Annotated in this window: 21 protein-coding genes; 8 read left to right on the forward strand and 13 right to left on the reverse strand. The window is 69.6% G+C overall.

The genetic code is table 11. From position 1 onward, the window contains the following. Positions 1-14 precede the first annotated feature (14 nt). The gene (locus tag ACWDUM_RS01275) at positions 15-623 is read right to left on the reverse strand and encodes a TetR/AcrR family transcriptional regulator (protein WP_450132588.1); all 609 of its coding nucleotides are present in this window, start codon (positions 621-623) and stop codon (positions 15-17) included. A 72-nt stretch (positions 624-695) separates the two neighbouring features. Here ACWDUM_RS01275 and ACWDUM_RS01280 point away from each other — a divergent pair, with 72 nt between their 5' ends. Genes ACWDUM_RS01280 through ACWDUM_RS01290 form a run of 3 tightly spaced genes read left to right on the forward strand, consistent with a single transcriptional unit; the run spans position 696 to position 4,023 of the window. Further along, entirely contained in the window at positions 696-2,288 is a 1,593-nt protein-coding gene (locus ACWDUM_RS01280) for a flavin-containing monooxygenase (protein WP_450132589.1), read from the forward strand. Then, entirely contained in the window at positions 2,285-3,121 is an 837-nt protein-coding gene (locus tag ACWDUM_RS01285) for an SDR family NAD(P)-dependent oxidoreductase (RefSeq protein ID WP_450132590.1), read from the forward strand. Before ACWDUM_RS01280 ends, ACWDUM_RS01285 begins: the two co-directional genes overlap by 4 nt. Continuing rightward, positions 3,118-4,023 (forward strand): alpha/beta hydrolase, encoded by a 906-nt coding sequence (locus ACWDUM_RS01290; protein ID WP_450133302.1) that lies wholly within the window; start codon positions 3,118-3,120, stop codon positions 4,021-4,023. Before ACWDUM_RS01285 ends, ACWDUM_RS01290 begins: the two co-directional genes overlap by 4 nt. Positions 4,024-4,089: 66 nt before the next feature. On the opposite strand, the gene ACWDUM_RS01295 is transcribed toward ACWDUM_RS01290, so the two are convergent. The 5 genes from ACWDUM_RS01295 to ACWDUM_RS01315 form a co-directional block, all read right to left on the reverse strand. Further along, entirely contained in the window at positions 4,090-6,039 is a 1,950-nt protein-coding gene (locus tag ACWDUM_RS01295) for a vWA domain-containing protein (protein WP_450132591.1), read from the reverse strand. 248 nt (positions 6,040-6,287) lie between these two features. Next, positions 6,288-7,475, reverse strand: a complete 1,188-nt coding sequence (locus ACWDUM_RS01300) for a PrsW family intramembrane metalloprotease (protein WP_450132592.1) — start codon at positions 7,473-7,475, stop codon at positions 6,288-6,290. Further along, positions 7,472-8,110, reverse strand: a complete 639-nt coding sequence (locus ACWDUM_RS01305) for a hypothetical protein (protein ID WP_450132593.1) — start codon at positions 8,108-8,110, stop codon at positions 7,472-7,474. Before ACWDUM_RS01305 ends, ACWDUM_RS01300 begins: the two co-directional genes overlap by 4 nt. A gap of 104 nt (positions 8,111-8,214) precedes the next feature. Beyond that, positions 8,215-9,153, reverse strand: a complete 939-nt coding sequence (locus tag ACWDUM_RS01310) for a CPBP family intramembrane glutamic endopeptidase (RefSeq protein ID WP_450132594.1) — start codon at positions 9,151-9,153, stop codon at positions 8,215-8,217. A gap of 116 nt (positions 9,154-9,269) precedes the next feature. Continuing rightward, the gene (locus ACWDUM_RS01315; RefSeq protein WP_450132595.1) at positions 9,270-9,887 is read right to left on the reverse strand and encodes a glycine betaine ABC transporter substrate-binding protein; all 618 of its coding nucleotides are present in this window, start codon (positions 9,885-9,887) and stop codon (positions 9,270-9,272) included. Between the two features lie 113 nt (positions 9,888-10,000). Here ACWDUM_RS01315 and ACWDUM_RS01320 point away from each other — a divergent pair, with 113 nt between their 5' ends. Genes ACWDUM_RS01320 through ACWDUM_RS01335 form a run of 4 tightly spaced genes read left to right on the forward strand, consistent with a single transcriptional unit; the run spans position 10,001 to position 13,451 of the window. Next, a complete protein-coding gene (locus ACWDUM_RS01320) occupies positions 10,001-10,945 on the forward strand; it encodes an ABC transporter substrate-binding protein (RefSeq protein ID WP_450132596.1) in 945 nt (314 codons plus the stop codon). 9 nt (positions 10,946-10,954) lie between these two features. After that, entirely contained in the window at positions 10,955-12,058 is a 1,104-nt protein-coding gene (locus ACWDUM_RS01325) for an ABC transporter ATP-binding protein (RefSeq protein WP_450132597.1), read from the forward strand. Beyond that, positions 12,058-12,765, forward strand: a complete 708-nt coding sequence (locus tag ACWDUM_RS01330) for an ABC transporter permease (RefSeq protein ID WP_450132598.1) — start codon at positions 12,058-12,060, stop codon at positions 12,763-12,765. Before ACWDUM_RS01325 ends, ACWDUM_RS01330 begins: the two co-directional genes overlap by 1 nt. Next, the gene (locus ACWDUM_RS01335; protein ID WP_450132599.1) at positions 12,762-13,451 is read left to right on the forward strand and encodes an ABC transporter permease; all 690 of its coding nucleotides are present in this window, start codon (positions 12,762-12,764) and stop codon (positions 13,449-13,451) included. The genes ACWDUM_RS01330 and ACWDUM_RS01335 overlap by 4 nt, the downstream gene beginning before the upstream one ends. Here the strand turns inward: ACWDUM_RS01335 and ACWDUM_RS01340 are convergent. The 4 genes from ACWDUM_RS01340 to ACWDUM_RS01355 all read right to left on the reverse strand — a co-directional run bounded on the left by ACWDUM_RS01340 (position 13,438) and on the right by ACWDUM_RS01355 (position 17,162). After that, a complete protein-coding gene (locus ACWDUM_RS01340) occupies positions 13,438-14,313 on the reverse strand; it encodes an alpha/beta fold hydrolase (protein ID WP_450132600.1) in 876 nt (291 codons plus the stop codon). The two genes, ACWDUM_RS01335 and ACWDUM_RS01340, sit on opposite strands and share 14 nt — an antisense overlap. A gap of 92 nt (positions 14,314-14,405) precedes the next feature. Continuing rightward, positions 14,406-15,596, reverse strand: coding sequence for an NAD(P)-dependent malic enzyme (locus tag ACWDUM_RS01345; protein ID WP_450113033.1), 1,191 nt, complete (start codon positions 15,594-15,596; stop codon positions 14,406-14,408). Positions 15,597-15,930: 334 nt separating this feature from the next. Next, positions 15,931-16,311 (reverse strand): hypothetical protein, encoded by a 381-nt coding sequence (locus ACWDUM_RS01350; RefSeq protein WP_450113032.1) that lies wholly within the window; start codon positions 16,309-16,311, stop codon positions 15,931-15,933. After that, a complete protein-coding gene (locus ACWDUM_RS01355) occupies positions 16,308-17,162 on the reverse strand; it encodes a PHP domain-containing protein (RefSeq protein WP_450113052.1) in 855 nt (284 codons plus the stop codon). Before ACWDUM_RS01355 ends, ACWDUM_RS01350 begins: the two co-directional genes overlap by 4 nt. A 168-nt stretch (positions 17,163-17,330) precedes the next feature. On the opposite strand from ACWDUM_RS01355, the gene ACWDUM_RS01360 reads away from it, so the two are divergent. After that, positions 17,331-18,392, forward strand: coding sequence for a magnesium and cobalt transport protein CorA (locus tag ACWDUM_RS01360; protein ID WP_450133303.1), 1,062 nt, complete (start codon positions 17,331-17,333; stop codon positions 18,390-18,392). On the opposite strand, the gene ACWDUM_RS01365 is transcribed toward ACWDUM_RS01360, so the two are convergent. The 3 genes from ACWDUM_RS01365 to ACWDUM_RS01375 all read right to left on the reverse strand — a co-directional run bounded on the left by ACWDUM_RS01365 (position 18,389) and on the right by ACWDUM_RS01375 (position 20,906). Then, positions 18,389-18,979, reverse strand: a complete 591-nt coding sequence (locus ACWDUM_RS01365) for a suppressor of fused domain protein (RefSeq protein ID WP_450113031.1) — start codon at positions 18,977-18,979, stop codon at positions 18,389-18,391. The two genes, ACWDUM_RS01360 and ACWDUM_RS01365, sit on opposite strands and share 4 nt — an antisense overlap. A gap of 96 nt (positions 18,980-19,075) precedes the next feature. Further along, complete coding sequence (locus ACWDUM_RS01370) at positions 19,076-20,182, reverse strand: winged helix DNA-binding domain-containing protein (protein WP_450132601.1); 1,107 nt, start codon at positions 20,180-20,182, stop codon at positions 19,076-19,078. Between the two features lie 232 nt (positions 20,183-20,414). Beyond that, a complete protein-coding gene (locus tag ACWDUM_RS01375) occupies positions 20,415-20,906 on the reverse strand; it encodes a general stress protein (RefSeq protein ID WP_450113029.1) in 492 nt (163 codons plus the stop codon). Positions 20,907-20,913: the final 7 nt, after the last annotated feature.

Genomic DNA, 20,913 nt, shown 5'->3' on the forward strand with positions numbered 1-20,913 from the left:
ATCCACTCGGGCGACTACCGCAGCAGTGCGGCCGCGACGTCCGGGGTCAGCGTGACCGCGGGCAACGCCTGCACGTGCAGGTCGATGAGTTCATCGCGGCTGATCTGCGGGTCGCGCAGCCAGGTGATGGTGGCCTCCTCGACGAACGCGATCCAGCCCCGGACGGCGAGGGCGATCCGTGCGTTCGATTCGATGCCGATACGCGGCAGGTGGGTGGCGATGCGATCGGCCATCGCCGACCTGGTGCGTTCGAACTCCTCGCGCATCTCCGCATCCCCGCTGGCACTGCCGCGCAACAGCGAGACGTAGGTGTCGCGGTTCTCGGAGACGTAGCCGACGTACGCCGCGACGGAGACGCGCAGCATCTCCATCGGCTCGAGGCTCGGATCGGGTTCGGTGTGCGCGAGCATGTCCGCGCCCGCGTGCCGGACGATGGCGAGGTGGAAGTCCCGCTTGGACGCGAAGTAGTGGAACAGCAGGCCGCGGGACACCCCGGCCTGGTCGGCGATCTCCTCGACCGAGACCTGTTCGAGGGGGCGCTGGGCGAGCATCTGCGCGCCCAGGTCGAGCAGCTGCGCGCGTCGCTCCTCCGGACTCATCCGGGTGCGTTTGACCGGCCCCATGGACCACCACCTTACTGAACAAGGGTCAACAAGCTATTGACCGGGACTCAGTAGGCCCATATCCTGCACTACATGAGTCTTCCAGTTACAGGTACTGCGGCGGAGCCCGGAGCGACCGTGCGCGAGATCGACACCCTGATCATCGGCAGCGGCTTCGCCGGCCTCGGCGCCGCCGTGAAACTGTCCAAGGAGGGCAAGCAGAACTTCCTCGTCCTCGAACGAGGCTCCGACGTCGGCGGCACCTGGCGCGACAACACCTACCCCGGCGCCGCGTGCGACGTGCCGTCCCACCTGTACTCGTACTCGTTCGCCCTGAACCCGGACTGGACGCGCTCGTTCTCCCCGCAGCCGGAGATCAAGCGCTACATCGAGACGGTTTCCCGCAAGTACAACGTGCTCGACAAGCACGTCTTCGACTGCGACGTGCGGTCCGCACACTGGAACGCCGACCGGTCCCGCTGGATCGTCGAGTCGTCCCGGGGCACCTTCGCCGCGAAGATCGTCATCACCGCCGTCGGCGCGCTGTGCGAGCCCTCGCTGCCGGACATCAAGGGCATCGACGGCTTCGAGGGCGAGATCTTCCACTCGGCACAGTGGAACCACGACTACGACCTGACCGGCAAGCGGGTCGCCGTGATCGGCACCGGGGCGTCCGCCATCCAGATCGTCCCGCAGCTGGCCGCCAAGGTTTCGCAGCTCGACGTGTACCAGCGCACCGCGCCGTGGATCCTGCCGCGCGCCGACCGCGAGTACACCGCGGCCGAACGGTTCGCGTTCAAGTACGTCCCCGGCTTCCAGAAGCTGTCCCGCCTCGGCATCTACCTGATGCGGGAGACGCAAGTCGTCGGACTCGCAAAGGCCCCGGTGTTCATGAAGCCGCTGCAGTTCGCGGCGGAGCGGCACCTGCGCCGGCAGATCAAGGACAAGGCGTTGCGGCGCAAGGTCACTCCGAACTTCCGGATCGGCTGCAAGCGGATGCTGATCTCGAACAACTACTACCCGGCCCTCGCGCAACCGAACGTCGACCTGGTCACCGACGGCATCACCGAGGTCACCGCCACCGGCGTGGTCGACAGCACCGGGCGACGCCGGGACGTCGACGCGATCGTCGTGGCGACCGGCTTCCACGTCACCGACTCGCCGATGTTCGCCGGCATCTTCGGCCGTGACGGCCGTGCGCTCGCCGAGGTCTTCGACACCCACGGCCAGCAGGGTTACAAGGGGTCGTCGATCGCGAACTACCCCAACATGTTCTTCCTGGTCGGCCCGAACACCGGTCTCGGCCACTCGTCGATGGTGTACATGATCGAGTCCCAGCTGAACTACGTGGTCGACGCCGTCAATGTGATCGAGCGCAACGACATCGGCACCATCGAGGTACGGCAGGAAGCCCAGGACCGGTACAACCGCGAGGTGCAGGGCAAGCTCCGCAACAGCGTCTGGAACAACGGTGGCTGCGCCAGCTGGTACCTCGACAAGCACGGCAACAACACCACCCTGTGGCCCGGCTTCACGTTCGAATTCCGGGGCCTCACCCGGCGATTCGATCTCGACGCGTACGACAGCGTCAACGTCGCCGACCTCCCCGCACCGGCCGTGGGCGACCCGGCCACCACTCCCGACAGCGACAGCAGGAACGACAACGAGAAGGTGGCGGTTCAGTGAGCGAATTCGCAGGCAAGGTCGTCGTCATCACCGGCGCCGGATCGGGGATCGGGCGCGCGCTCGCACTGAACCTGGCCCGCCAGGGTGCCAAACTCGCGCTGTCCGACCAGAACAGCGTCGGTCTCGCCGAGACCGTACGCGATGCGAAGGCGCTCGGCGCGGAGGTCAGGTCCGACCACCTCGACGTCACCCAGCGCGAGGCGGTGCTCGAGTACGCCGACGCGGTCGCCGCTCACTTCGGCAAGGTCAACCAGGTGTACAACAATGCCGGCATCGCCTACCACGGCGACTTCGAGCGGTCCGAGTTCAAGGACATCGAACGGATCATGGACGTCGACTTCTGGGGAGTCGTCAACGGCACCAAGGCGTTCCTGCCGCACCTCATCGCCTCCGGCGACGGTCACGTGATCAACGTGTCCAGCCTGTTCGGCCTGCTGTCGATGCCCGGCCAGAGTGCCTACAACTCCGCGAAGTTCGCGGTCCGCGGCTTCACCGAGTCGCTGCGCCAGGAGATGCTCATCGCGAAGCACCCGGTGAAGGTGACGTGCGTGCACCCGGGCGGCATCAAGACCGCGATCGCGCGCAACGCGACCGCCGGTCCCGGCGAGGACCTCTCCTCGTTCTCGGAGTTCTTCGACAAGAAGCTGGCACGCACCTCCCCCGAGGACGCCGCGTCGACCATCGTCAGCGGCGTCCGAAAGGGCAAGGCGCGGGTGCTGATCGGTGCCGACGCCAAGCTCCTCGACGGGTGGGTGCGGCTGGTCGGGTCCGGCTACCAGCGGATCGTCGCCGAGATCGCCGGGCGCGTCGTGCCGAAGCCGAAGGCGGACTGACGATGTACCTGCCGCGGCCGCTCGTCGCCGCCACCATCGGTCCCTTCTACCGGGTGGCCCTGCACTCCTCACTTCCGGCGCCGGTGGCACGCCGCATCATCGATGCCGGCTCGGTCCTGCAGCGACTGCCCCGCGACACTGTCGTCCGGAAGCTGACCCTCGCGGGCCGGCGCGCCGAACGGGTCACCGTCGGCGCCACGGAACGGCGCACCGCGATCCTGTACCTGCACGGCGGCGGCTTCACGCTGGGCTCGCTGGACACCCACCGCTCCGTGGCCGCTCACCTGGCCCGCGAGACCGGTGCCGCGGTGTACGTGCTGGACTACCGGCTGGCGCCGGAGCACCCGTATCCGGCGGGCCTCGAGGACGCGGTCGCCGCGTACCTGGAACTGGTTGGCGAGTACGGGTTCACCCCGGATCAGCTTGCCGTCGCGGGCGATTCGGCGGGCGGCGGACTGTCCCTGGCCACCGCCCGCCGACTGATCGACCGGTACAGCGTGAAGCCGGCGGCACTGGCCCTGATCGCTCCGTGGGTCAACCCGGGCGCCCGCGACGCCCCGTTCGACCGCGACCTGGTGATCAACACCGGGTGGTCGTACAAGGCCGCGGACGCGTACCTCGGCGCAGGCGACCGCAGCGACCCGGGTTTCGCACCGCTGCTCGGCGACCTGTCCGGCCTGCCGCCGACGATCGTGCACATCGGCACCAGCGAGGTGCTCTACCCGCAGGTCGTCGAGTTGGTCGACAAGCTCCGCTCGTCGGGTGTCACGGTGGAGTACCGCGAGTACCCGGCACTGTGGCACGTCGCGCACCTGCAGGCCTCGATCCTCAGGGAGGCCGACGACGCAGTCCGCGAACTGGGCGCGTTCCTTCGCACGGCGCTCATGGCGACCGCGGCCTGAACCTCGACCGGGTGGTTGTCGCGTCACCGTCGCGGGACAACCACCCGATCGCAGCGATGCTGCCCGCTATCCGCGTCGCGAGCGCACCGCGAGCCAGCCACCGGCGCCGCACAGCACGACCACTGCGGCGGCGACCCCGATCAGGACACCGGTGCTCGACGAGGTCGAGTCGGATTCGCCTGCCGCCATGTCACCGGCTGCCCCTGTCGCCGTACCGTCGTCGGCACGGCCACCGGGATCCGTCACCGCCGCAGTCGTGGTCGCGGCGTTCTCGCCGAAGATCCCGTCCGTCGTCGCGGCCGCATACGAGGGACCGCTCTCGGGCGTGCCGCTCACGGTCAGATCGAGTCGGATCTGCACCGGCAACCTGTCGCCTTCTTGCGCTGTCGAACCCAGCTTGACCGCGATGTAGTACCACCCCGGCAGGGCTTGACTGCGTGCGTCGATGTCGTCGGATGTGCGGTTGCCGTAGCGGATCGGGACGCTGGTGACCGCCGGGCCGTCCGTCGGCAGCACCTGGTCGACACCGTGGTACCCCGCGAAGTCCAGATTGATCTCTTCCCGAGTCGGGGCGTACAGGATGGTCTGGACGTTGGAGAGGTTCTTGGAACCACCGGCGCCGTTGGCGTCGTAGTGCACGTGATACGCCAGGCCCTGCCCCCAGTCCAACTCGACCCGGTAGAACACGAACTCGCCCGGCGCGAGGGTGTCGGTGTAGCGGCCGCTTCCGTCGAGGTCCGCGGCGACGGTGAAGGATCCGCCGCCCACCACTGGGGTGCCCGCACCGGTGGGTTCGACGAAGGTGGTCGGCGACGCGACGGCGGGCGGGCCGGGATCGGTTGCGGCGGGCTCGATCCCGACGAGAAGTTCGATCGGCAGCCGGTCCGGCATCCCCTGCGAGGCCTTCTCCCAGGTCGGCACGAAGTAGTAGCGTCCGCCACCGCGGCACGTGTCGGCGCTGCTGCCGTCCTCCGCGCGCTTCTTCGTCGCCCCGTCGAAGGCCTCTGCGACCGTCAGAGCCGCGCCGTCACTCGAGTTCGTCGCCTGCTCGAATTCCATCGCGTTGCAGTCGCGGCCGTCCCTGCCGTAGACCCGCAGGTACAGGACGTTCAGATCCTTGACGGCCTCGACGCCGGGCACACGCGGAAAGGAAAGGGTGCCGCTGAAGTAGGCGGTCGCACCGTCCGGGATGTCGACGGCGTAGTAGCGCGACTCCTTCTGGCCGATGGTGTCCAGGTACTGGCCGGGCGTCGCGACCGGCGCGGAGTCGTGGGTGGGTGTTCCCGCGATCGGAGTCCCGGTGGCCTTGTAGTTGCGGAGCGCGGCCGCGGTCACCCTGGGCAGGGTCCGCTGCAGCGCCGCGCCGTCGGCAGCGTCGGTGTAGGTGCCACCGGTGGCCTGGGCCATGCACGTGAGCTGGGCACGGGCCTTGTCGTCGACCGCGAACCCGATCGCGTGCATCACCAGATCGACGCCCTGCTTCTTCAATTCCCTGGCGACCTCACACGGTTCGGGCGGGGCACAGGTGTCTTCTCCGTCGGAGACCAGCACGACGGAGCGGGGCCCCGAGTTCGGGAGGGCGGCTGCGGCCTGGCGCAGCGCGGTGCCCATCGGCGTCCAGCCACTCGCCTTGATGCCGTCGACCGCGCCGTTCAGCGCGGCCCGGTCGAGAGTGCTCGGCGTGTGCAGCACCTGCACGTCACGACAGCCCGCTGTCTTCTCGGCATCGTCGCTTCCGGTTCCGGTGCCGTACACCGTCAATCCGACCTGCGATTCGGCCGGCGCCGCATCGACGAAGGTGTGGACCGCGTTCTTCGCTGCGTCCATCATCGTGCCCGCCGGATCGGGACGCTGCATGGATCCGGATGCATCGAGGATGAGCATCGTCGGGGCATGGGTCGGGCCCGAGTCCGCGCTCTCCTGCGCCGAGGCGGGTGCCACAGCCATCGCGAGACCGATCAGGGCTGCGGCCCCACCTGCGGCCAATCCGGTCAGTCGCTCAACAATCCTCGGCATGGTCCCCCACCTCGTCCGTGTGCTCGGCTCCGTCCGGGAGCCGACCATACAGACGCGAATCAGGCGTTGTCATCGCCCTTGTCGAGCGGCGGCATTCACCGCGCGGCGAGCCAATCCCCAGTTACCTGGCCGGGATTGAGCTCGCCACCACGCACCCCTCCCCGATCTCGGCCGACGTGATTCCCCGCCACCACGTAGAGCACCTTCTCCGGTGCCTCGGTGAGCGCTCCGGCGAAAGCGACGCGGGGTCAGCCACGCAGCCGCGCGACCTCCTGTCGCGCAAAGGCGACCGTGCCGGTGTCCCGGCCACCGGCCTCGGCGAGCTGGTCGGCGAGGTCGTGCACTGCTTCGAGGACGTGGTCGCGTCGACGGCGGTCGGCGTCGTTCTGTCCGCGTTTGCGGTATGCCCTGCGCGCCTTGCGGTCTCCGGCGAGAGTGTCGACCTCTTCGTCGGTGACCACTCCGCTGGCGGCCTCGGGGGCCAGGACGTCGCGCATGAACTGGCGTTCGCGGGGCACCGTCATCGCGAACACCCGGGTGACGACGACGATCGCGACAACGATGACGCCGATCCACAGCAGGAACATCAGCGCTGTGCTCCCACCGGCGATCCCGCCGATGTTGTCCCAGACGCCGTGGAGCAGCATGGCGGTCACCATCAGCACGAGACCTCGACCGCGCCGCCGCGGCTCGGCCGGGCGCCCGAGGAAGTACACCAGGCCGGCACAGAACACGGCGCTGTAGAGGATGTGTGCGGCAACGCCCATCGTCATGCGCATGACGATGGTGAACATCGCGTTGCCCACCGGGTTCGCCCCGAACTGCGCGGCACTGGAGCTCAATGCGTACTGGATGTCCTCGAGGATCTGGAACCCGAGTCCGATGAACGCGCCGAGGACGAAGCCGTCGAACGCGGTGCGCACCAACCGCGGCGCGAGCGCGATGAGCAGCAGCATGCCGATGCCCTTCGAGATCTCCTCGGTGAACGGCGCGGTAAGGCCTGCGCCCCAGTCCGCTGCCCAGGCCTGGCCGAACAGTTTGCCCCAGATCTCGAGCATGGGAGTGTTCGCATTCGCCGCCAGCGCCCACGGCGCGGCGAACGCCCCCCAGACGAATGCGACGACGATCAGTTTCCACGACTGGTGCGCGTAGCGGTCGATGCGCTGGGTGAACCACCAGAACAGTGCGCAATACAGGGTGAACAGCACGGTCGCCACGATCAGGGCTTCCCCGTAGGCCGGGGCCTGGCCCCCCGCATATCGGGTGAAGATGACAGCGCCGATTGTCACCAGCACGACATACACCCAGAACGCCAGGTTGCGGGGCTGGACGAAACGAAAGCTCCGGCCCCAGCCCGAATTTCGGATCGCTTCGGCGCGGGCCGCAACCAGCGAGTCGTCCGAGCCGGTGAACTCGGTGCGGTGCTGGGCGGTCATCGCTGTTCTCCTCGGTTGTCGGCGGAGACGCTGGTGATCATTCCGGCGACCTCTGATGCCGGGTTTCCTGTCGTCTCGATCGGGCCGGTGACGACCACCTCGACTCCGGTGCCGTCGATGACGAAGGCGGCGATCGCACCGTCCGCGGAGGCGCTGCGGTACCGGGACATCGCTCCCTGTTCGCCACTTGTCGTGATCACGGGCAGCGGATCACCGACGATGTGCGGGCCCGCCTCACCGGTCAGGGCGTCCGTCGTCTGCCGGACCTGATCGAGCAGCGAACCTGCGGTGCCATCCCATTTCGCGGTCCGGATGGTCAAGGCAACCGCACCGTTGTCGACCTCGGCGGTCTTGCCGACACCGGACCGGGGCTCGTCCCCGATCACGGTGCCGTCGACGATTGTCCACCCGGCTGCGGGCGAGAACACGACCCCGCCGTCGAGCGCGATCCGGTCACCCGCGCGCGCGGTCTCGCCGTGGGTCATCGCCCCGTTGACCGCCGGCACCACCACCGCGAACAGCACCGCGAAGGCCACCACCACCAGTGCAGGCGCAATCGTCGCCCTCTCCAGCCCGAACCATCTGCGCTCGACGGGTACCCACCCGTCGGGAGCAACCGCGTGTGTGCCCGTCACCTGCAGACCCTTTCGTCGCACCGCTCCGCCGGCGGTCCCGCAAATTGCTGTTCACAGTTGATCACGTCGGGACCGAGAACGCTGCCGACGCGGCCGATCACCGATCAGTGGGTCGCCGCGGCTCCCGAGGGATGTTCATCACGGTTGGCCGGAGCACGGGTGGCGTCGACTGTGCGGTGGTAGCGGTACGAGGCCACGACAGCGACCGCGAGGACGAGGGTGGTCAGGATGCTGCCTTCGACGCCGTAGTCTCCTCCGGTCAGGATCGCCGATCCTGCGGAGTCGGGCCCGAAGTTGAACAGGGTGACCTCGCGGAAGCCGGAATCACCTGGCAGTCCGAAGATGTTGCTCTGCGCCATGTTCCACGCGGTGTGGATTCCGGCAGCGAGCCAGATCGAACCCTGCGCCAGGGACAGGAACGAGAACAGGAGCCCGAACAGGAAGATGTTGACCAGGACGAGGGGGTGGAAGTCGAGGTGCACCAGGGCGAACAGGATCGACGGCGCGATCACCGCGACCCAGCCATTCGTCAGCCTCAGGCCGTGCCACTGCAACAGGTAGCCACGCACGACGATTTCCTCGGTCGAGGACTGCACGATCCACACCGGAATGAGGGACAGGACGATCCACACGGCTGCGGAGCCGGTGGTCGTGTGCCCCGGCGTCGCGTTTCCGCCGTAGCCACCGAACAGCACCAACAGCCCCAACGCGAGGACGGACAGCACCAGCCCACCCGCGAATCCGGTGACGAACCGCGCGACCCCGCGTCGGTCGCGCACACCGACCGAGAGGACCGAACGCCGCTCGTAGAACACCACCCACAGGGCCAGGAGGACAAGCGTCAACCCGTTGGTGATCACCTCGCCCCACTGTGCAGCGACACTGCCGTCCATTTCGTGGCCGGTGACCGCCTCGGCGATCACGGCTCCGATCCCCTGGCCGCCGATGATCGCGACCAGAGTGACGACCCAGACGAGGAAGAGGTTGGGGCGCCGGCGCGCGGTGGCCGCCTGTTGCACCAGCGGCGAAGAATGGACGTTCATGCGCGAATCTCCGATCTCGGCGCCAGATCGTGCATCTCATATGCCTGATTCGCATCAGGCTAGGGGACGGGTACGGCGATTGCGCGCCGACACACTCCGGAGCCGCGCAGGATCACTCAGCGTGCGGCGAGCCAATCTCCGGCCACCTCGCCGGGACTGCGCTCGCCGCGACGCACCCTCTCCCCCATCTCGGCCAACTCGGCCGACGTGAGTTCCCCCGCCACCACATTGAGCGCCTTCACCTGTGCCTCGGTGAGCACGCCGGTGCGCATCAGCGGCACCACGTCGAGCGCCGGCTCGTCGCTCCCCTCCTCACCTGCGTCGCCCGCACCCGGCGCTTCCGCGAGTCCGTAGTCGGACACCGAGAGGCCCTGCGGCAGTGACCTGTTCAGCTCCTCGAAAACGTCGTCGGAGGCGATGGCGGTGGTGCCCGGCTGCAACCGCAGCAGCAGGCTTCCCGTGTACTCCGGCACCAGCGTCACCGCACCGGAGTCCAGTGCACTCAGATCCTCCCCCTCGGCGAGGCCGAGCCGGGTCTGCACGGGCGATCCGGTACCACGCAGGACCCCCGCATAGATCTCCGCGAGTACGCGGGACTCGGCTGACTCGCCGGACCCGACGGTGACCGGCGCCGGGGCCGGATCGGCGGTCAGCGAACTGCCGGACGAGCACCCCGCGAGCGCGGCCGCCGTCAGTGCGGCCGCAGCGACCGTCCTGCCCAACCGAGGATTCATCGCGCGCCACGCTCCTTCGCTCACCGTGCGGATGCGGGTTCCATCGTTACACTGAGCGCCGGCAGCATCGCGAGCGGCCGGGTGCTGACACCGGAACCGACCGGAAGGATGTCATGGCGTTCTCGCTGCGCTCCCGCCTCGCACTCGGCGTCGCCACCGCGCTGACCGTGGTCACCGCCTCGGCGTGCTCGAACTCCGATCCCCTCGACACCGGAGGATCCGGCTCCGGCCCGGACACCGTCGTGGTCGGCTCGGCGGACTTCCCCGAATCCGAGACCGTCGCGAACATCTACGCGGAAGCGCTGCGGGCCAACGGCTTCGACGTCACGACGAAACTCGGCATCGGCAGCCGGGAGACGTACGTACCAGCCGTCGAGAACGGGACGATCGACGTGATCCCCGACTACACCGGAAACCTGCTGCAGTTCCTCGACAAGGACGCGACCGCGACCTCCGCCGCCGATGTGAACGCCGCCCTGGCCACCGCGCTGGGCCCGAACCTGGCGGTCGCGACGCCGGCACCCGGCGAGAACAAGGATTCCGTCACCGTCACCCGGGCCACCGCCGACCGCTGGCAGCTGACCTCGATCGCGGACCTCGCCCCGCACTCTGCGGAGGTGACCTTCGGGGCGCCCGCCGAATTCCAGGAACGCGCCGTCGGCCTGCCCGGACTGCGGGAGAACTACGGCCTCGACATCGCTCCCGGCAATTTTGTGCCGATCGCCGACGGCGGCGGCCCGGCCACCGTCCGGGCCCTCACCGACGGAAAGGTCACCGCCGCCAACATCTTCACCACCTCCCCGGCGATCGCCGCGAACGACCTGGTGGTCCTGGCCGACCCGAAGAACAACTTCCCCGCCCAGAACGTGGTGCCCCTGCTGCACGCCCAGAGTACGAGCGACAAGATCACCGCCGTGCTGGACGCGGTGTCCGCGAAACTGACCACCGACGAACTCGTCGCCCTGAACGAAAAGGTGTCCGGCGACTCCAAGACCGAGCCCGCGGACGCCGCCTCCCAGTGGGTGGCCGCGCAGGGTCTGGATCAACCGGTCGGGTAGGCGTCGGCGTTGATCACCTTCGAGTCGGTCACCAAGCGGTACCCGGACGGAACGGTCGCCGTCGAGGATCTGAGCCTGGCGATCGAGCCGCACCTGCTGACGATGTTCGTCGGCCCGTCGGGCTGCGGCAAGACCACGTCGATGCGGATGATCAACGCGATGGTGACCCCGACGTCGGGCACCGTCACGGTCGACGGCCGCCCGGTCGCGGAGACCGACCCGGTCGAGTTGCGTCTCGGGATCGGGTACGTGATCCAGGGCGCGGGCCTGCTGCCGCACCGCACCGTCGTCGACAACGTCGCGACCGTGCCGGTGCTGCGTGGGCAGTCCCGGCGGGCGGCCCGCCGCGCCGCGCTGGAGGTGCTCGAGCGGGTGGGCCTCGACACGGCGCTGGCGACCCGCTACCCCGCGCAACTGTCCGGGGGCCAGCAGCAGCGGGTCGGGGTGGCGCGCGCACTGGCAGCGGACCCACCGATCCTGCTGATGGACGAACCGTTCAGCGCCGTCGATCCCGTGGTGCGGGCGGAGCTTCAGGCCGAGATGCGAAGGCTGCAGGCGGACCTGCGCAAGACGATCGTGTTCGTCACCCACGACATCGACGAGGCCGTCACGCTCGGTGACCGGGTCGCGGTGTTCGGCCCGCACGGGCATCTCCAGCAGTACGCCGAACCGCAGACCGTGCTCTCTTCCCCGGCAACGGATTTCGTGGCGTCGTTCGTCGGCCGCGACCGCGGCTACCGGGGCCTGTCGTTTCGCACCGCGGAGGAGGTGCCCATTCGCGAGGTCCGGACCGCGACCCCGATTCAGGTTCCGGGGCTGCGGTTCGGGGACGGCGAGTGGGTGCTCGTGGTCAGCGACTCGGGCACCCCGATCGGGTGGACCGATTCCCCCGACCTCGCCGGCGTCCGCGCCGGCGGATCCCTGTTCCCCCGGGGCGGCGACCTGCGCCAGGCGCTCGATGCCGCGATCTCGTCCCCGTCGGGTATCGGTGTGGCCGTGGACGATTCCGGCGCAGTGGCCGGCGGCATCGATGCCACGGAGGTGATCGCCGTGCTCGCCAGGCAGCGGCGCGACGAGGAGCGAGGCCGGACGACGCGGGACGCGGTGCGCTGATGCGGTGGCTGATCGACAACTTCTCCGTCGTCCTCGACCTGGCCCGGACGCACCTGTACCTCGCTCTGGTGCCACTGCTCATCGGCCTGATCGTGGCGGTACCACTCGGCGCCGCCGCGCACCGGGTGCCGTGGCTGCGCCGGACGACGACGATCGTCGCGTCGCTCGCGTTCACCATCCCGTCGCTGGCCCTGTTCGTTCTCCTCCCGCCCCTGCTCGGTCTGGATCTGCTCAGCGAACTGAACGTGGTGATCGCACTGAGCATCTACTCGACGGCGCTGCTGGTGCGGGCCGTTCCCGAGGCACTGGACTCGGTGCCGGTAGCGGTCGTGGACGCGGCCGTCGCAACGGGCCACACACCGCTGCGCCGCGCGCTGACCGTCGACCTGCCGTTGGCACTTCCGGTGCTGATCGCGAACATTCGCGTGGTCGCCGTCACCAACATCTCGCTGATGTCCGTGGGCGCGTTGATCGGTGTCGGCGGGCTCGGCGTCCTGTTCACCCGGGGATACCAGCGGGACTACCCGGACCAGATCGTCGCCGGCATCATCGCGATCGTGGTGCTCGCGCTGCTGTGCGACGCCGCGCTGTACCTGGCCGGGCGGTTCCTGACGCCGTGGACTCGAACCGGCAGAGCCCTGGGCCGGACCGGCAGGGGCCTGGGTCGAGCTGCGGCGGCCCTGCGAGCGGGTGAGGGTCCGGCATGAACATCTTCACCGACGCCTTCGCCTACATCGCGGACCCGGCGAACTGGTCGGGGCCGACCGGCATCGCCACCCGGCTCGCCGAACACCTCGCCTACAGCGTGCTCGCGCTGGTGGTGTCGGCGGTGATCGCGATCCCGCTGGGGCTGCTGATCGGTCACCTGCGCCGCGGCGAGGCGGTTCTCGTCGGCGCCGTGAACGCGCTGCGGGCGCTGCCGACGCTGGGCGTGCTCACCTTCCTGGTGCTACTGCTGGGGCTCGGTCTGATCCCCCCGATCCTGGCGCTCGTCCTGCTCGGTGTCCCGGCGATCCTGGCAGGCACCTACGCCGGCGTCGCCTCCGTCGACCCCGTGGTCGTGGACGCGGCACGCGCGATGGGTATGACGGAGACCAGGGTGCTCGGGCAGGTCGAGGTACCGAACGCCTTGCCGCTGATCGTCGGCGGCATCCGGAGCGCGACGTTGCAGATCATCGCGACCGCCACCGTCGCCGCCTACGTGAACCTGGGCGGACTGGGACGCTACATCTTCGACGGTCTGGCACTCCGCGACTACCCGCGGGTGGTGGTCGGCGCGATCCTCGTCGCGGCGCTGGCCCTGGTGGTGGACGGTGTTCTCGCACTGGCGGTGTGGGCGTCGGTGCCGGGCACCGGACGCCTGCGTCGCCGGACCGTCGTCAGTTCGAGCTGAGGAACTTCAGGATGCGGCCGTTGACCTCCGCGGGCCGCTCCAACTGAAGGAAGTGGCCCGCATCGGCGATCAGGTGAAATTCACTCCCCCGCGGCAGGCCCGGCGGCACCAGCGCGGCCAGCCGCGGATCGAGGCACCCGTCACGACCACCGTGCAGGTAGAGCGTCGGCGTCGTCGAAAGCCGCATCTCCGCCCCCGTCCAGCGCCGGTAACGCGCCGGCACCCGCGGGAAGGGACGCGCCATGTTTCGGTAGTAACCGATCACCGCGCGGCCGTGCGCCGGATCGGCGATCGCCGCCAGCACCGCGGGCAGGTCGTCGCTCGCGTCGTATCCGGGTGACCAGTCCGCCCACAACCGGCGCACCAGCGGCTCTGCGTAGCGCTCCGGCAGGAAGGGCAGCTGGTTGAACAGGATGTACCAGCTGTTGCGCAACTGCCTCGGCAGCACACGGAGCGCTGCGGGTGTCCGCAGCGTCGCGAACGGCGGCACCGCGAGCGCGACGGTCGCGGCGAACGGGTTGTCGGTGTGGGCGGCGAGGGCGTTCGCGACGATCGCGCCCCAGTCGTGTCCGACCAGCACCGCATCCGTCCCGCCGTCCAGCTGCGTGTGGATGGCGACGACGTCGTCCATCAGTGCGGCGATGTGCCCGCTGCGGTCGGCCGGCACCGCCGAGGGCGCGTAACCACGGGTGAACGGGGCCACCACCCGCCAACCCTCGTCGGCAAGGGCCGGACCCAGGTGTCGCCAGGTGTGGGCCGTGTCCGGGAAACCGTGCAGCAGCACCGCCAGCCGCCCGGTGTCGGGGCCCCACGTCAGGGCGCGCAGCCGAACCGCTTCGAGGTCGAGGGTGATCTCACGCACGCGGACGATCATGCACCCCCCGAAACGGCTGAAGGGCACTTTCGTTCGGTTGAACCGAACGAAAGTGCCCTTCAGCCGGGTGGTGCGTGGGGCTAGGCGACGCCCTCTTCCTTGGCGGCCTTGGCGACGGCCTCGGCGACCGCCGGAGCCACGCGCGGGTCGAGCGGGCTCGGCACGATCTTGTCGACCGCGAGCTCGTCCGCGACGACGGACAGGATCGCCTCCGCGGCCGCGAGCTTCATGCCCTCGGTGATCCGGCGGGCACCCGCGTCCAGGGCGCCCTTGAACACGCCGGGGAACGCGAGCACGTTGTTGATCTGGTTCGGGAAGTCCGAACGGCCGGTCGCGACGATCGCGGCGTGCTTGCGCGCGATGTCCGGGTGGATCTCCGGGTCCGGGTTCGACATCGCGAAGATGATCGCGTCGTCGGCCATCGTCGCGATGATCTCCTCCGGCACGGTGCCCGCGGAGACGCCCAGGAACACGTCGGCGCCGTCGAGGGCCTCGACGATGCCACCGGTGCGCCCGGCGGGGTTGGTGCGGGCGGCCAGGTCGGCCTTGATCTCGTTCAGGTCACCGCGATCGGAGGAGACGATGCCCTTCGAGTCGAGGACGGTGATGTCGGTGATGCCCGCGGCGAGCAGGATGTTCGCGCAGGCGACACCGGCGGCGCCGGCACCGGAGATCACCACGCGCAGCTTGGTGATGTCGCGGTCCTGGACCTTCACCGCGCCCTTGAGCGCGGCCAGCGCGACGATCGCGGTGCCGTGCTGGTCGTCGTGCATGACCGGGCAGTCGAGGGCCTCGATGACCCGCTTCTCGATCTCGAAGCACCGCGGCGCCGAGATGTCCTCGAGGTTGACCGCACCGAAGCTCGGACGGAGCCGGATCAGGGTCTCGACGATCTCGTCCGGGTCCTTGGTGTCGAGCACCAGGGGGATCGAGTTCAGGCCGGCGAAGTTCTTGAACAGCGCCGACTTGCCCTCCATCACCGGCAGCGACGCGCGCGGGCCGATGTCGCCGAGACCGAGCACCGCGGAGCCGTCGCTGACGACGACAACGAGGCGGCTGGTCCAGGTGTAGCGGTCGGCGAGGGTCTCGTCCGCGTGGATCGCGCGGGACACCTGCGCGACGCCGGGGGTGTACGCGATCGACAGCGCACGCTGGGTATCGAGGGGAGCCGTCGTCTCGACCGAGAGCTTGCCGCCGATGTGGCCGGAGAAGATCTCTTCGTCGGTCAGCTCAACCTTGGGCGGGGTGGTTGGTTCAGACACGAGAGACACGATGACACTCCTACTCATGCCGCCACCACTCGGGGGCGGGTTACTGGTAAGTAGCAGCGGCGAAGGATGTTTTTCGACGCAGCCGCAGGTTTTTCGGTGAAGAGCTGAACGCTCCGAGGGTGCACGATCGGGGCCCGATTGGTCTACGGGAGAGGCACTCACTTCGGAGCCGCGATGGCACCGGGCGGGGTGAGCCCGGGCACTGAAATCTGCCGCTGGTTGAATCCGACTTCGACTCCCTACCAGGCGGTGGCACCGGCATTGGAGTGCAGCAAGTGTGCCACCACGGGCTCACCACTGGCAAATCTCACGTGTGAGCAGCCGTTTCGGTGAGCTACCCCCACCACTGGGTCCAGAGCAACCCGATTGTGACCAAAAACACGGCCACGGACCCGGCGATCGCGACCGGACCACGCCGGTGATCGGCGAACCGCTGCGCAACCACCACCACCACGGCCGCGACGACGTGAGCCGCGACCGACACCGCTCCCGGCCCGGGAAAGCCCCGCCGGGACCCCAGGTACGCGGTCACGATCACCACCGCGGCGAGCAGCACGACGCCCGCCGTCACGGCGCCGCTGAGCGCCTGCAGCGCCCGGGCCGGGGCACTGCGCCTGCGCGGTCCACGCGGAGGTTCCCAGCGCGGTTCGCGGCCCGCGGCGGCCTGCCTGCCGTACCGCTCGTCGTCGTATTCGTCGACCCAGGCGTCGCTCATCCCGCCACCACCTCGATGCCGTTCGACGCCGCGATCAGCCGCTCGTACTGCTCGGGTGCGGTGACGAACTCGCCGAGCACCACCGACTTGTTGGACCCGTGGTAGTCGGACGACCCGGTCACGATCAGATCCAGATCGGCGGCGATGCCGCGCAGGATCCTCTCGTCCGCGGCCTGGTGGTCGTGATGGGCGACCTCGACACCACCGAGCCCGTCGGCGACGAGTTCGCCGATCTGGTCCATGTCCATCAGCCGGCCGCGTGCCGAGGCACGCGGATGCGCCAGGACGCTCACCCCACCGGCCTGCGCGACCATCCGAATCGCGTCGGGCAACGGGGTGTCCGCCTTGTGCACGTAGTACCGGCCGCGCGTCTTGAGCAAGTCCGCGAACGCCTCGTTCACCGAGCCGACGACGCCGGCGTCGACCAGCGCACGCGCCAGGTGCGGGCGACCGGCGGCCGGGCCCGCGGCCGCCATCACCGCATCCGGGTCGATCGGCAGACCGTCGGCGGCCATCTTCTCCGCCATCCCCCGCAGGCGGGACGTCCGCTCGGCACGCAGCCGCTCCCGCTCCCGCGCGAACGCCTCGTTCGTGGGGTCGAACAGATACGCGAGCAGGTGCACGGCGACCGGCATACCGTCCTCGCCGCGACCCTCGCAGGACATCTCCATGCCCCGAACCAGGGTCAGACCGGACGGCAGGGCATCGACGGCCTCCGCCCACCCCGACGTGGTGTCGTGATCGGTCAGCGCGACGACCCGCAGTCCCGCCTCGGCGGCAGCCCGCACCACCTCGGCGGGCCTGTCGGTGCCGTCCGAGGAACTGGAGTGGGTGTGGAGGTCGATACGCACCCCGCCATTCTTCCAGGCCGCGAAGCGCCGCATGTTCCAGGCGGCGACCCGCCGCGTGTTCCAGGCGGCGACCCGCCGCGCCTCGTCGCGTCGCCGCCGCGGCACCGCCGCGGCATAGGATTGGCTCGGATCGATTCGAGCGACCGGGAGGTGACCGTGGGGCCGTCGATACCGCCGATCCCGACGCTGCGGTCGTCCGGCTCGCCGCCGCGCGCGGTGCGGGTGCCCGCGGCCCGCGCGATCGTGGACTGCGCGGTGTACGTGGACGGGCACCGGCTACCCGGCCGGTACACCCATTCCGCCGCGCTCGCCGAGGTGCGTGAGCGCGGCACCGGTTTCGCCTGGGTGGGCCTGCACGCCCCGGACGAGCACCAGATGAATTCCGTGGCAGAGGTTTTCGGCCTGCACGAGCTGATGGTCGAGGACGCGGTGCACGCACACCAGCGCCCCAAACTCGAGGTCTACGACGACGTGCTGTTCCTCGTCCTGCGGACCGTGAACTATGTCGAGCACGAGTCGATCTCGACCGCGCGGGAGATCGTCGAGACCGGCGAGATCATGATCTTCGTCGGCCGCGACTTCGTCGTCACCGTGCGCCACGGCGACCACTCCGGACTCTCCGGCGTCCGCGCCGAGATGGACGCGAACCCGCAGCGTCTGGCGCTCGGCCCGACGACGGTACTGCACGCCATCGCAGACCACGTCGTCGACAGCTACCTGGCCGTGACCGCCTTCGTCGAACGCGACGTGGATCTGCTGGAGGAGGACGTGTTCAGCCCCCGAAGCCGGGTCGCGATCGAGCAGATCTACCTCCTCAAGCGAGAGATCGTGGAGCTACGCAAGTCGGTCGCCCCGCTCGCCAGCCCACTGCAGCGGCTCGGGCAGGACTCGAGTCTCGGTGTCCCGAAGGAGGTTCGACGGTACCTGCGGGACGTCCACGACCACCACACGATCGTCGCCGAACGGGTTTCGGAGTTCGACGAGGTGCTCAGCACCCTCGTCGAGGCGGCGCTGGCGAAGGTCGCGGTCCAGCAGAACACCGACATGCGCAAGATCTCGGCCTGGGTCGCCATCGCGGCGGTCCCGACGATGGTCGCGGGCGTCTACGGAATGAACTTCGAGCACATGCCCGAACTGCAATGGACCTTCGGGTATCCCGCGGTGCTCGGGTTCGTCGCGGTGATCTGTGTGGGGCTGTTCGTGACGTTCCGGCGCAACAACTGGCTCTAGAGCGAGACCGGTCCGCGTCCGGGGTCGCGGACGTCGATGCCTGCCTCCACCCATGCCTCCCGGAGGGCGGCGGCACCGCGCAGCCGAACCCATGCGGCCTCGGTACCGGTGATCGGCACCGCGCCGAGGAACCGGACCGGATCGGCGGGCTCGGGCAACACGAGATCGTCGATACCGCTGTCCCCCAGCAGGATCGCGCTGAACGGGGCCCCCACCCACAGCGGCTCACCGAGATCGAGGAGGCCGTCCGCTGCGAGCACCACACCCTCGACCGCCGGTGCCGCAGCGAGGATTGCGAGCGACTTGTGCACCCCGGACGCGGCGCCGAGCCCACCGTGCAGTGTGAGCACCAGCTCAGCGCGTGGGCCGCGGACCGGGTCCGCGACGAGGTCGCTGGGATCGCCCATGGGGTGCCGGGAACAGCCGAGGGTGACGTACCGGACCAGGTCGTCGGCGTCGGCCTCGAATCGCAGCACCTCGAGCGGCTCGAGGCCGAGGAACGTCACCGACGCGGCCGACGGCTGCGGCCCACCGATCCGCTCGACCAGGTGGGCACGAACTGAGGGCAGGACGTCGTCGATCACCACTCCATCTAACACCCGACGGCCGATTCGCCCCTGATCAGGACGGCGGAGTCCGGTCGGTGCCACCACGCCGGCGGCCGGCGACCACGCGGTCGGCGGTCACCGTGCCGCGGCGACCCGGACGTCGTGTGACTCGGCGCCCGGATGCGCGAAGCGAAGCAGCCTCAGCGCTTCCGCCTCGACGTCGGCCAGTACCCGCCTGGGAAGTTCCTGCAGCAGAGTGACATCCACGACGGCCGCACCCTTGCCGATGCCCGGTGCGACGAACCCGGCGACCCGGCCGTCCACCAGGACCGCCGGCTTGACGATGCCGTTGACGGTGAACAGCACGCGGCGGTGCTCGTCATCGACGATCCGGGTCCGATCGGCGTGGGAGAGGAGCACGCTGTCGAAGGGAGCGAGGATCCGGACCGGGGCAGGTGCGTCCGCGTGGGGGCGGGGTGCGTCCGGCAGGTCGAACAGGTCCGCGCCGCCGACGTCCGCGAACACCCGCAGTCGCGGTCGCAGCCGGTCGAACACCTCACCGAGCCGGGTCAGGCCGGACCACGCCTGCGCGTCGGCGACCGATGCCGGTCCGTAGGCGGCGAGGTAGCGCATCACGATTCGTTCGGGGTCGGGTGCGGCGAGCGGCTCACCGGTCCAGTGCTCCAGCGTCGTGCACACTGGCTGTCCGGAGCGTCCCCAGAGGCCACGCGGCGGCACCTGCACCAGCGGGAGCAGGGCCCGTACCGCGTGGGCGAGCGCGGCGGGATCGCGGTCCGGCCACCGCCGCGCCAGGTGCGGGCGCAACGCCGCGAGGGTCATCGGGGTGGCGTCGAGCAGGTCGCGGGAGTGCGCGGCCACCGCCCCCGTGTCGCATCCGACGAGAGCCTTCGCGTGCTGGGTGTTGGTTCGCAGATCGCGGTCCATGATCGGCTGCAGCCAGGGCCGCAGCACGAGCGCGTCCGCCGCGGCCACCGCGTGCACGGTCCCGCGCATCACCGCGATCCGGACCACCGTCCGATCCTCGAGCAACCGTGCCAGGTCGTCGGGCCGGAAGCCGTCCACCCGCGACCACAGCGCGAAGTACGGCGCGGTCGGTGACTGCGCCTGCAGGCCGAAAAGGTGCCGGGTCACGGCCTCCGTGGAGGCGGTGACCCGCTCCAGCAGGTGCTGGCGCGCCAGCGTCGCCCGCCCGAGCTCGCGGGTGTCGAGTGTCGTCCGCATGCATCCCCCTGCACAGCCGATCCGGAACGGGCGGAAATCACAGTAGTTCCGGAGGCGGGCCGGCTCCACGCCGGGCGGACGACGCCGGCCCACGGCAGGCGCCCGCCGGCCGGAATCACCCCGCCATCAGCAAACTCCGGTGCCGTAGCACAGGATTCGGCGTGCCCGCACCGCGAAATGCGGCGCCGCCCGGTCCGCTTCCCCACGGACCGGGCGGCGCCTCGTACGCCGGTTACAGCGCCAGCTTCGCGAGCATGTCGCGGGCCCGCTCGGCCGTCTTCGGTTCACACAGCACGTCGTAGCGGCCTGCGACCAGCTGCATCGTCGACGCGAAGTCGCGGGTGCCGCGGGTGGCGGCGTACGGGATGGTCGTCGAGATGACGCCAAACACGATGCCGCCGAGGATGCCCGCGATCAGCGGTCCGAGCAGGTTGTCCGTGAACAGGCCGAGCAGCAGCCCCAGGAACACACCGAGCCAGGCACCCGAAACGACTCCGCCACCAATGACTTTCGCCCAGGTGAGACGCCCGAGCACACGCTCGACCTGCATCAGGTCGACACCGACGATGGTGACGTCCTCCACCGAGAACTGCTGGTCGGACAGGTAGTCGACGGCGCGCTGCGCCTCCGCGTACGTGGGGTAGGAGCCGATCGGCCACCCGCTGGGCGGGGTCGGAAGACCACCGCGTCCGGGCTGATTCGGCGGTCCGAGTGGATTCGTCATCGTCGGC

This window comes from Rhodococcus sp. NPDC003322 (assembly GCF_053589555.1).

What these genes read in the sequence shown, in the direction of transcription:
- ACWDUM_RS01275 (WP_450132588.1), bottom strand. Translation starts at nt 623, where the DNA reads ATGGGGCCGGTCAAACGCACCCGGATGAGTCCGGAGGAGCGACGCGCG.
- ACWDUM_RS01280 (WP_450132589.1), top strand. Translation starts at nt 696, where the DNA reads ATGAGTCTTCCAGTTACAGGTACTGCGGCGGAGCCCGGAGCGACCGTG.
- ACWDUM_RS01295 (WP_450132591.1), bottom strand. Translation starts at nt 6,039, where the DNA reads ATGCCGAGGATTGTTGAGCGACTGACCGGATTGGCCGCAGGTGGGGCC.
- ACWDUM_RS01300 (WP_450132592.1), bottom strand. Translation starts at nt 7,475, where the DNA reads ATGACCGCCCAGCACCGCACCGAGTTCACCGGCTCGGACGACTCGCTG.
- ACWDUM_RS01310 (WP_450132594.1), bottom strand. Translation starts at nt 9,153, where the DNA reads ATGAACGTCCATTCTTCGCCGCTGGTGCAACAGGCGGCCACCGCGCGC.
- ACWDUM_RS01315 (WP_450132595.1), bottom strand. Translation starts at nt 9,887, where the DNA reads ATGAATCCTCGGTTGGGCAGGACGGTCGCTGCGGCCGCACTGACGGCG.
- ACWDUM_RS01320 (WP_450132596.1), top strand. Translation starts at nt 10,001, where the DNA reads ATGGCGTTCTCGCTGCGCTCCCGCCTCGCACTCGGCGTCGCCACCGCG.
- ACWDUM_RS01330 (WP_450132598.1), top strand. Translation starts at nt 12,058, where the DNA reads ATGCGGTGGCTGATCGACAACTTCTCCGTCGTCCTCGACCTGGCCCGG.
- ACWDUM_RS01335 (WP_450132599.1), top strand. Translation starts at nt 12,762, where the DNA reads ATGAACATCTTCACCGACGCCTTCGCCTACATCGCGGACCCGGCGAAC.
- ACWDUM_RS01350 (WP_450113032.1), bottom strand. Translation starts at nt 16,311, where the DNA reads ATGAGCGACGCCTGGGTCGACGAATACGACGACGAGCGGTACGGCAGG.
- ACWDUM_RS01370 (WP_450132601.1), bottom strand. Translation starts at nt 20,182, where the DNA reads ATGCGGACGACACTCGACACCCGCGAGCTCGGGCGGGCGACGCTGGCG.
- ACWDUM_RS01375 (WP_450113029.1), bottom strand. Translation starts at nt 20,906, where the DNA reads ATGACGAATCCACTCGGACCGCCGAATCAGCCCGGACGCGGTGGTCTT.